This window comes from Pseudoalteromonas sp. H103, from assembly GCF_001469205.1.
Taxonomy (GTDB): Bacteria; Pseudomonadota; Gammaproteobacteria; order Enterobacterales; family Alteromonadaceae; genus Pseudoalteromonas; species Pseudoalteromonas carrageenovora.
The window spans coordinates 226,024-235,812 of sequence record NZ_LOFG01000019.1 but is presented as its reverse complement, the minus strand read 5'-3'; the positions used below and the strand labels follow the sequence as shown (position 1 = coordinate 235,812).

Genomic DNA, 9,789 nt, shown 5'->3' with positions numbered 1-9,789 from the left:
GACACAAACGGTTATACAGAAATGTATGTACCGTACTTAGTAAACAGCGCAAGCCTTTACGGCACAAGCCAATTGCCTAAGTTTGCAGGCGACTTATTCCACACATTAGGCCTAGTAAACGACGACGGTGAACAACAAGCTGGCTTTAGCTTAATCCCTACAGCAGAAGTACCGCTTACAAACAGCGCACGCGACGAAATTTACGAAGAAAGTGATTTACCAATTCGCTTAACTGCACACACGCCATGTTTTAGAAGTGAAGCAGGCAGCTACGGGCGCGATACACGTGGTTTAATTCGCCAGCACCAGTTTGATAAAGTTGAACTAGTACAACTAGTAAAACCAGAAGATTCTATGCAAGCACTTGAAGAGCTAACAGGCCACGCAGAGCAAATACTACAAGCACTAGAACTTCCGTACCGCAAAGTCATTTTATGTATGGGCGACATGGGCTTTGGCGCAGCTAAAACATACGACTTAGAAGTATGGTTACCGGCGCAAGATACCTACCGCGAAATTTCGTCTTGTTCAAATATGCACGATTTCCAAGCACGCCGTATGCAAGCACGTTTTCGCCGTGAAGGTGCTAAAAAACCAGAGTTACTACATACACTAAACGGCTCAGGTTTAGCGGTTGGTTGTACACTAGTTGCCATACTAGAAAACTACCAACAAGCGGACGGCTCAGTTGTAGTACCAGAAGTATTACGCCCATACATGGGTGGACTTGAAGTGATTGGTAAAGCGTAAAATACTAGCTGTCAGTTTTTAGCTTTAAGTAGAAAAGCCTCTGTTCTAAATGAACAGCGGCTTTTTTATTGAGTAAAAATTTATATCGGTACTAATTTTTACCGACACATATAGATTTTACTTAAGTGCCGTACTTTTAATTGCTAAGAGGTTACGAGCGATTTATTAATTTAAAATCTTTAGGTACTGCAAATTTACTATCGCGAACGTCTTTCATTTCAACAGACTTTATTTCGTAAACATAGCGCACTACAGGATCTTTACGCCAGTGATCCATTACCATTTCTTTACCCTTATCCATTAGCCCACCAAGCAGTTGTGAACCAACTTCATCTAATCCTGCGCTATAATCAACAGGTTCACGTGCAGTTTTACAGGCTTTTAGTTGTTGTTTCCATTCCAGTTTGATTGAAATTGGATAGCCTTTAATAGTTGCTAGTTTTTTACCAATTTCACCACCGAACTGACTATCTTCATTACTTATATCGCCTGTAAAACCTGCAATAGCCTTATAAGCTTGTGCGCCTAGCAGGTTCATTAATGCATTGTCATCGCCAATGGCTTTAAGGTAACTATCTTGAAACTTCTCATGAACTTGTAATGCACGTTTGGTTTGAGTATTTTGTGGTGTTGTCCAAGAATCAAAAGTTACGATGTTTTTATCTTCTGCACCCGTGGTATCGTGGTAGCGAGTAGTCCAGTTAACAACGTACTGCTCTGTATCGAACCCATTAATTATTCGGCTTTTCCCTGTTTTTTCTACATCAAATGAATTCTCTTTCAAATCAACACTACAACCAACTTCTTCGTATGTTTGATATTCTTCAGCATCTTCATCTTTCTCAAACATGCTGTCAGTAAAACTTACCTCATCACAACCTGCCATAGGGCATTCGCTATACGTCTCGTCATCATAATCGATGTAATAGCTTTTATTCTTAGGGGAATCAGCAACACGAGACTTATCAGAATTTGCCCAGCGCATTAGCCAGCTATCAAACGTATTTATTTCGTGGATAACTCGCTTTGATTCACGGGTTAGTACAGTCTGCTTTCCTGTGTAGTCAGGTACATATAAACCATTAATTGCATACTCAGCCTTGAGTACAGAAGTTGTATTTAGTGGAGTTGTATCTCTACTTTAGTACTGGCACAACCGGCAACAGCTAAAGCAACTATGGTAAGTGTAAATGATTGTTTCATTTTCAGTTTCTTCCTTATTAAACTTGTACGAATTGTAAACCAATTGGTTTGTTTGTAAATAAAGGACAATGCAAAAATGTAATTGTTTTGGGAACGATTACTTAAGTATATTTACGAGCTTTATATTAAAATTATAAAAATTATTTTTTAAGGTTAAAGGGAAATATAGACTTCATACATTATAACTTTAATGACTAAAGCGACTTACTAAAAACCGCTTTATTTAAATTGTTATGACTTTCTAAAAGCGAAGCGCCTCTAACCCTATTTGTAAACTACTTTGGCTTTATCAACATCAGCTTCGCATCTTTGCCATCGGTTAATATTGCTACATTACCTTCAGTGGTTACATACACGTCTCTTAATCTTCCTGTTGCTTGTGGAAATATATGGGTCTGGCTGAACTTTTCATTAGCTAAATTAACACTGTAGAGCTTTTTATCAACGAGTGTGGTGATGAGCGCATGTTTTTGTAGTGAAGGGAATGCAGTGTGTTTAGAGCCGTAATACGCCATGCCGGATGGGGCGATTGATGGCGTCCAATCTACGCTAGGCTTTTGCATACCTTTATATTCGGTAAAGGGTGAAATACGCGCTTGCGAGTAATCTTTGCCGTAGGTGATCACAGGCCACCCATAATTAGTGCCAGGGGTTAAATAGTTTAGCTCGTCGCCACCTGCGGGGCCGTGCTCGTGGCTAATAATTTGCTCGGTATCGTAATCATTCACTAAGCCCTGTGGGTTACGGTGACCGAGCGAGTAAACAGCGTGTGCATTGGGTTTTTTGTGATTAATAAATGGGTTATCTTTTGGGATAGTGCCATCTAGGTTTATACGTAATAGTTTGCCAAGTTGGCTGGTTATTACTTGCGCTTGCTCTCTATAGTCAAAGCCATCACCAGTTGAAATTAATAATGTGCTATCGGGTAGTACGAGGGCGCGGCCAGCGTAATGTTGTGGTGTGTTTTTATCAGTCGCTACTTTAAAAATAACATTAGGCTTTGAAAAGTCAGTGCCATTAAACGTGGCTTTGGCAACAACAAGCCTGTTTGCGCTTGCTTCACCTTGGGCATAGGTAAAAATAACTTCTTTGGAGTCGTTATAACCTGGTGATAACACAATGTCGAGTAAGCCACCTTGGCCTGCAACGTACAAACCGTCCAGATTTAATTTTACTCTTGATTGTACGTCGTTTTTTACTATAACTACGTGACCATCACGCTCTGTAATTAACCATGTGCCGTTTGGTAGTTCAACCATGCTCCACGGAGACTGTAATTGCGTAGCCAGTGTTTCTGTACTGTATTGCTCCTTTGGTAATGCGGCTTGTGCATTAACAGAAAACGCTAAAAGCGAAAGCAAAGTAAAAAAAGAGATACATTGTTTACCGGGCAAGCCTTTGCTAGCATGGCTTGCATAAGAGAAAAGCTTTATTTTAAATTGAGATAACCATGTCGTTTTTAACACGTATATTGCCTTCATTTTTAGTTTCTTGGTTACTTACATTCACACTTGCTAGCTTGTTTCATAGCCAATACGTTGTCAATCAATTAGTTAATGTAGGTGTAGTGGTGGGCTTTGGTGATCGGGCTAGTTTAACGCTTGATGATTGGCTAGGCCTATTACCTACCTACGGGGCTATTATTGCTGTGGCACTTGCCATCGCTTTTTTTGCTACAACAAAGCTTAATAAAAAGCTTCAAAAATACGGTACTCAGCTATTTGTTATTGCTGGCATTGTGGCATTTGCTATTGTGTTAATTGCCATTGAATCAATTATGAATATTCATATTATAGCGGGCGCAAGAGGATGCGGTTTTTATGCTCAACTGCTTGCAGGTGCGGTTGGGGGTTATACGTTCTCCCACTTAATTAAGACAGCTCGCAACCCGAAAAAGTTAGGTGTGTGAATATAAATACGGCTCATACGTTATTTACTGATTAATAAATAAAGGCCGCTGTCTATTGTAAACAGCGGCCTTTAAATATGGTTTTAGAATCTAACTAAAAATCAAACTAATGAGTTTGTAGCTACTTAGCCCAAAAATTAGGATTAAAACGGGTAGAGTTACTAGGTTTAAAAGCAAAGAGTTTGTGTAGTTTCCCATAACTCCTTTTTGATTAACCAGCCATACAAGGTAGGTGCTTACAATTGGAAGTAATAACCCGTTAGCCGCCTGAGCGAATATAATTACCGCAACAGGGTCTAAACCGAGAGATGCTACGCCTGCGCCAAACAATAAGATAACAATAGCAACGCCTTTAAAGCGTGCGTTACTCATATTGTTAGACCAGCCTAACATGCCACACACAGCATAAGCACCGGCAAGCGGCGCTGTAATGGCGCTTGTTAACCCTGCAGCAAATAAACCAATAGCGAAAAAGTAATGAGCTGCATCACCAAGTAAGGGCTCTAGCTGCACGGCCATGTTAGCCGCACTAATTTGCCCCGCATCTGTGCCATAAAAGGCGACCGATGCGGTAGATAAAATAGCTAATGTGATCACGCCTCCTAAGGTAATAGAGAGGCCGGTATCTACATTAGTTTGCTTAATTACTTTGTTCAGATCGCTATTGTTATTGTGCCTTGTGGCGAGCACACCTGAATGTAAAAACAAGTTATACGGCACAATGGTAGTGCCAATTAAAGCAAGTATGGTTGTAATGGAGCCCTCAGGCATACTAGGAATAAAACCAGCAAATACATCGCCCAGTGAAGGCGATGCCATTACAAGTGTGGAAATAAACACTAAGCTCATTAAAATAACGAGTAAAATTAGCGCATTTTCAACCACTTTATGTTTACCGCTATACAGTAATGCAGCACTTAAAAATGCGATAAGAGGGGTCCATATTTGAGCGTTCACCTGCGGGAATATTTCAATTAAGCCCATACTAGCGCCACTTAAATTTCCCGCTTCATAGGCGGCACTGCCCACACCAATAGCGCTAATAACTAAAAATATAGCCAAAGATTTAAATAAAGGTGTTTGAATATTTGCTCTGAGCGCTTGAGCTAAGTCTTGCCCTGTTGCAACGCCAAGGCGCGCCGCCATAGATTGTAATAATATGGTGGCAACCACTGAAAACAGTAATGTCCATATGAGTGCAAAACCAAAGTTTGCACCTGCCACACTTGCCGTAGTAATGGTTCCTGGCCCAATGAAGGCGGCGGTGACTAGTAGTCCTGGTCCTAATCGCATAAATTGACCTTAATAGTGCTATTGCATGTTGCTATTTAAAGTTACATCTAACGTTTAAAACCAATAATTATACGCGATGCCTGTTGTGTTATTGCTGCCACTTAAAATAAGTGCCCTGCAGCGATAGTTGCTCCTTGACTGGTTCTTTTTTATAAGCATATGCTAAAAAAGGTCGCGTAGGATACCAATTTATATATAAATTTAAAGGGGATAGAATGCGTTTGCGTAAATTTTAAACGAATATATAAGCCCACCTAATGCTAATAAGCATATTTACATTACAAGCGCTTTAATTGCCTCAAGCCCTTTTTTAAGTGTTACTTCATCGTTGGCATAGTTAATACGTACGCACTGGTGTTTGTGCTCCCAGCTATCTTCAATACCTATAAAAAAGTTATGACCAGGAATTATATACACGTCTTGCTCTTTAAGTTTTTGGTAGAGCATTTCGCTGGTTATTTTTGAATCTTTAAACCATAGCCACATAAAAAATGCGCCTTCGAGTTTATGTAAGTACACAGGAAGATCTGCAAAAATTTCATCAAACAAATTAATTGCTGTTTGGGCTTTATTTTTATAAAAAGGGAGCACAGTATTTTTACACAGAGGCAGTAGTTCGCCATCGTTAATTAAGCGCGTTACCAAGCTTGGGCCAATAGCATTAGGTGATAACACCATAGAGCCATTAACTCGTCCAATGGCTTTAATAATCTCGTTATTCGCAACCACAATACCGGTGCGCAGGCCTGGCAAGCCTAGTTTTGAAAGCGACATACATAATATAATGTTTGAGTTCCACGTGAGGTTTGCATCGGTGTAAATACAACCTGGGAATGGGTCGCCATAGGCGTTATCAATAATTAGGGGAATATTGTATTTGTGTGCAAGGGCGTCTAGGTGGCGTACTTCTTCATCGGTAATTACATTACCGGTTGGGTTGGTAGGGCGCGATACGCACAGCGAGCTTATGCTGCTATCTTCAGCAAGTACTTTTTCAACCGCGTCAAAATCAATTACATATTTAAATTGCTTTGAGCCATTAGAGGTATTTAAAATTTCGATGTCGGGCTTTATAGCCACAAACATATCATCTGCTAAACCTTGGTCGGCATAGCCAACGTACTCAGGCGCTAGAGGGAACAATATACGCTTGGTACTGCCATCACTCATTTTACCTGCTAACATATTAAACAATACAAAAAAGTTAGCTTGGCTGCCATTCCCCAGTGCTACATTATCGGCGGTTAACCCCCATGCAAACTCGCTATTAAGTTGTTTGGCAAGGGCTGCTCTAAATTCATCGTTACCGGTTGGGCCATCGTATAAACCAAACACTTGCGTTACTTTATTACTGGCTACTAATTTTTGTAATTCATCTAAAAATACGGCATTAACCTCTGGTACTTGTGCGGGGTTACCACCGCCAAGCATAACAATATTTGGGTTATTGCTGCTGTTGGCGCTGCCTAAATCTTCCATAAGCTGCGTTATACCATTGGGTTGTGTAAATTTAGTGCCAAAATTTGAGTAGTTCATAATACCTGTATTACGTTAATAACGGGGCAGGCAGTATAGCGTAAATAATGAGCCTAAATTGCATGATGAGAATAATTCATTAGCGATTTTTAGGGCCATACAAATGCTCATTACCGGTGTCCATATATAGGTCGTATTTTGTCATTACTTTGGTAAACATAGGCGCTTGCAAAAAGTGGTTTAACCATGCATGCACCTTGGTATATTCGCTTTGAGCAAACCAGTGTTTATCTACGCGGGCAAATTGCCTAATAAATGGCAGTAATGCGTAATCGGCTAAACTTTTATTGTCGCTTATTAGGTATTTGTGCGCAGTGAGTTTAGCTTCAAATTGCTTTATAAATTCTTCACATGCTTGGCGGAAATATAACTGCGCCATGTCTTTTGTGCGTGCGTAAAATTTATATTTTTCAAGGACGGGCTTAAATTGTGTGTCGTTTAATTTAATTAACTCAAGCATACGCCTAAGCGCTAACGGCTCATGAGTATGTAATAAATTATGCGGATCGTGCTCTTTAAGCGCCCAAAGCATTATATCTAGGCTTTCATCTATTACCTGGTGATTAGGTAATAACAAAACTGGCACCGTACCTTTAGGCGATATGTGCAAAAGATGCGGTGGTTTTTTTTTAGTTTTTATAGCGCGCAGTAAAACATGTTGCTCTGCCATTAAAATACCCATTCGCGCACGCATAGCATAAGGACAGTGTTGTAATGAGTATAATAATGGCAGTGTCATTAAGTTACCTTAGCTATTTAGGCCTTCAACATATTGCTGGCGGGTTTGTACTTTAACCATGCTATTTAAGTGTTCAACCGCGTGTGTTTGCCCGCTAATTAAGTTTTGAAAGTGCGCGAGTAACTCGGCTTTATCGAGTTTTTCTTTTGAGCCTGAGCCTATATCGGTTAAATCAATCATAAACTCGTCAAACTTATCGGCAAAGTCGCTCACAATATCCATATTTAAAAATTGCTCATGATTATAAATACTCGGATAGCCGCCTTTTTGTTTATCAATGGCAAAGCTAATGCCTTTTACATTAGTAACGGTGGTTTCTTTTTTACAACTGAGCATACAACTTGCGTCAATACGTGGTTTTTTACAGCCAACGGTTTGCTGGAAAAAGCACTGGCGGCTGGTCATCATAAGTATTGGGTGATAAATGCTGTACAACATTTTAAAGTTATTAGGGCGTTTAATGTTACGCATTTGTGGTTTGTTTATTTCGTTGGAAATAAAGGCGCCTTTGGCGTTTAAATCTTCTTGTAGCGTAAGTAACGCATAAGAGTTTGTTGTATTAAGAAGTGGACCTGCTATCCACTCAATACCCATTTGCACAGCTTTATACGCCACGCCTGTGTTGTTACTAATTATAAGCTTAGGTTTTGCCACTTCTAGTAAACGCACAGCTTCGTCAAAATCTTTACCAATTAGCACAGCCGGAAACCACGGAATTAACTGTGGGTGCTCTAAAAATACATTTATGTATTTATCGTTATCGGTCCTAAAGCTTTCAGGTAATTTAAAGTAAACATCGCCCTTTGTTAAATCGCATAAATGAACGTCTTTTATGTCCGATATTAAAACAGACAGCGTTATGTCGTTATTGGCTTTAGGGTGGTTAACGAGTTTTGGTAATTCTACTGGTGCTATTACGTCCTTACCTTCGTTTAATAAAAACGCTACTTGCTTTTTAATACGGGCAAGCTCTTTAAACGGAATACTTAAGTTGCTACCAAGCTTTGAGTAATCCATATTCATAATTTCAAAATTGGCATTACTAAAGGTTTTAAAGCGCTTATCAATGGCAGCAATATCAACAATTGATTTATCAGCGGCTTGCATCATCATTTGCGATTTCACTTCAAAGCGTTGAGGTTGCAAAGTGCTTTGCTCTGCTAGGGTGTTGTCGTGCTTATCGTTTATTATGAGTGTTACTGTAAATGGCTGATTTAATTGTCCGCTAAACTCAAAACGTAGCTCACGTTTAGAAATATCTAAACAGGCAATTTTGTTTTTAACAAGTAAGTCTATATCGTTTTTTTCAGCTGCGAGCTCTTGTTGCGCATCGTAAATTTGTACAACAGAAATAGCGTTACTTTTTTCGTTTGCGTGATCAAAACTGTGATCGCGCGGATTATCGGTAAACATGTTTTTGGTCATGTCACCTTGTAAAAACTTATTAGTAAAGTTACGGTTAAATACTTTGTATAAGCTTGAATCGTCTTCAATTAAATTACCGGTTTGTACAAAGGTGTCTATTTGTTTACGCCAGCTATCAACTACGGTATGTACGTAGTTAGCGCCTTTAATACGGCCCTCTACTTTTAACGAGTCAACACCTGCAGCTACAAGCTCTGGTAAATCAAAATAGGCTGAGTTGTCTTTTAAGTTAAGTGGGTGTTTGTTACCCATGGCTGTTGGCTCGTATTCATCGCGACATGCCTGCGAGCAGCGCCCACGATTACCTGAGTTGCCTACACTTACAGAGCTTGAATAACATTGCCCCGAAAACGCAATACATAATGCGCCGTGTACAAATACTTCGGTTAATACATCGCACTTGTGTGCTACATCGGTCAGTATTTTAATTTCAGTTAAGTTAAGCTCGCGCGATAAATTTACACGTGTAGCGCCAATGCGCGCTAAAAATTCAATTTGCGATTCGTTATGTGTCGTTAACTGAGTTGATGCATGGATATGCAAAGTAGGAAAGTGCTTTTTAACAATATTAAACAGCCCTAAATCTTGCACAATAATGCCATCGAGGGTTGTATTTACTAGCTGGTTTAGTAGTTTAAATAGGGCACCCATTTCGTGCTCTAATATAACAACATTTAGCGTTAAAAATATTTCACAGCCATATTCATGGGCTAAGCGAAGTACGCCGTTAAGCTCATCAAACGAAAGATTAGATGCGCGGTTACGTGCATTAAAGGTATCTAACCCGCAATAAACCGCATTAGCACCGGCTACAATGGCGGCTTTAACCGCGTTTACATCACCGCCTGGGGCTAATAGTTCGATCTTTCTGCTCATTACAACTTCACTTTGCTCATATTTAATTGCCGCGAATATTATATGTTTAGCCACCTTA

8 protein-coding genes are annotated in these 9,789 nt (G+C 39.8%); 2 read left to right on the top strand and 6 right to left on the bottom strand.

Features of this window, described 5'->3' with window-relative positions; all coding sequences use genetic code 11:
- Positions 1-750: serine--tRNA ligase (gene serS / locus ATS74_RS17750; protein WP_082660685.1), on the top strand; the 750-nt coding region annotated here is incomplete at its 5' end.
- Positions 751-901: 151 nt separating this feature from the next.
- Here serS and ATS74_RS17745 read toward each other — a convergent pair.
- Positions 902-1,735, bottom strand: coding sequence for a hypothetical protein (locus ATS74_RS17745; RefSeq protein ID WP_058550190.1), 834 nt, complete (start codon positions 1,733-1,735; stop codon positions 902-904).
- A gap of 493 nt (positions 1,736-2,228) precedes the next feature.
- On the bottom strand, positions 2,229-3,419 hold the full coding sequence (locus ATS74_RS17740; RefSeq protein WP_058550189.1) for a PQQ-dependent sugar dehydrogenase: 1,191 nt from the start codon (positions 3,417-3,419) through the stop codon (positions 2,229-2,231).
- Between ATS74_RS17740 and ATS74_RS17735 the strand changes: the two genes are divergently transcribed.
- The gene (locus ATS74_RS17735) at positions 3,404-3,862 is read left to right on the top strand and encodes a hypothetical protein (RefSeq protein WP_058550188.1); all 459 of its coding nucleotides are present in this window, start codon (positions 3,404-3,406) and stop codon (positions 3,860-3,862) included. The genes ATS74_RS17740 and ATS74_RS17735 overlap by 16 nt on opposite strands.
- A gap of 90 nt (positions 3,863-3,952) precedes the next feature.
- Here ATS74_RS17735 and ATS74_RS17730 read toward each other — a convergent pair whose 3' ends face one another.
- The 4 genes from ATS74_RS17730 to ATS74_RS17715 form a co-directional block, all read right to left on the bottom strand.
- A complete protein-coding gene (locus ATS74_RS17730) occupies positions 3,953-5,155 on the bottom strand; it encodes an Nramp family divalent metal transporter (protein WP_058550187.1) in 1,203 nt (400 codons plus the stop codon).
- Positions 5,156-5,428: 273 nt separating this feature from the next.
- On the bottom strand, positions 5,429-6,691 hold the full coding sequence (locus ATS74_RS17725) for a valine--pyruvate transaminase (RefSeq protein WP_058550186.1): 1,263 nt from the start codon (positions 6,689-6,691) through the stop codon (positions 5,429-5,431).
- A 79-nt stretch (positions 6,692-6,770) separates the two neighbouring features.
- Complete coding sequence (locus tag ATS74_RS17720; RefSeq protein WP_058550185.1) at positions 6,771-7,430, bottom strand: glutathione S-transferase; 660 nt, start codon at positions 7,428-7,430, stop codon at positions 6,771-6,773.
- Between the two features lie 9 nt (positions 7,431-7,439).
- A complete protein-coding gene (locus tag ATS74_RS17715; protein ID WP_058550197.1) occupies positions 7,440-9,731 on the bottom strand; it encodes a peptidase U32 family protein in 2,292 nt (763 codons plus the stop codon).
- Positions 9,732-9,789 lie beyond the last annotated feature (58 nt).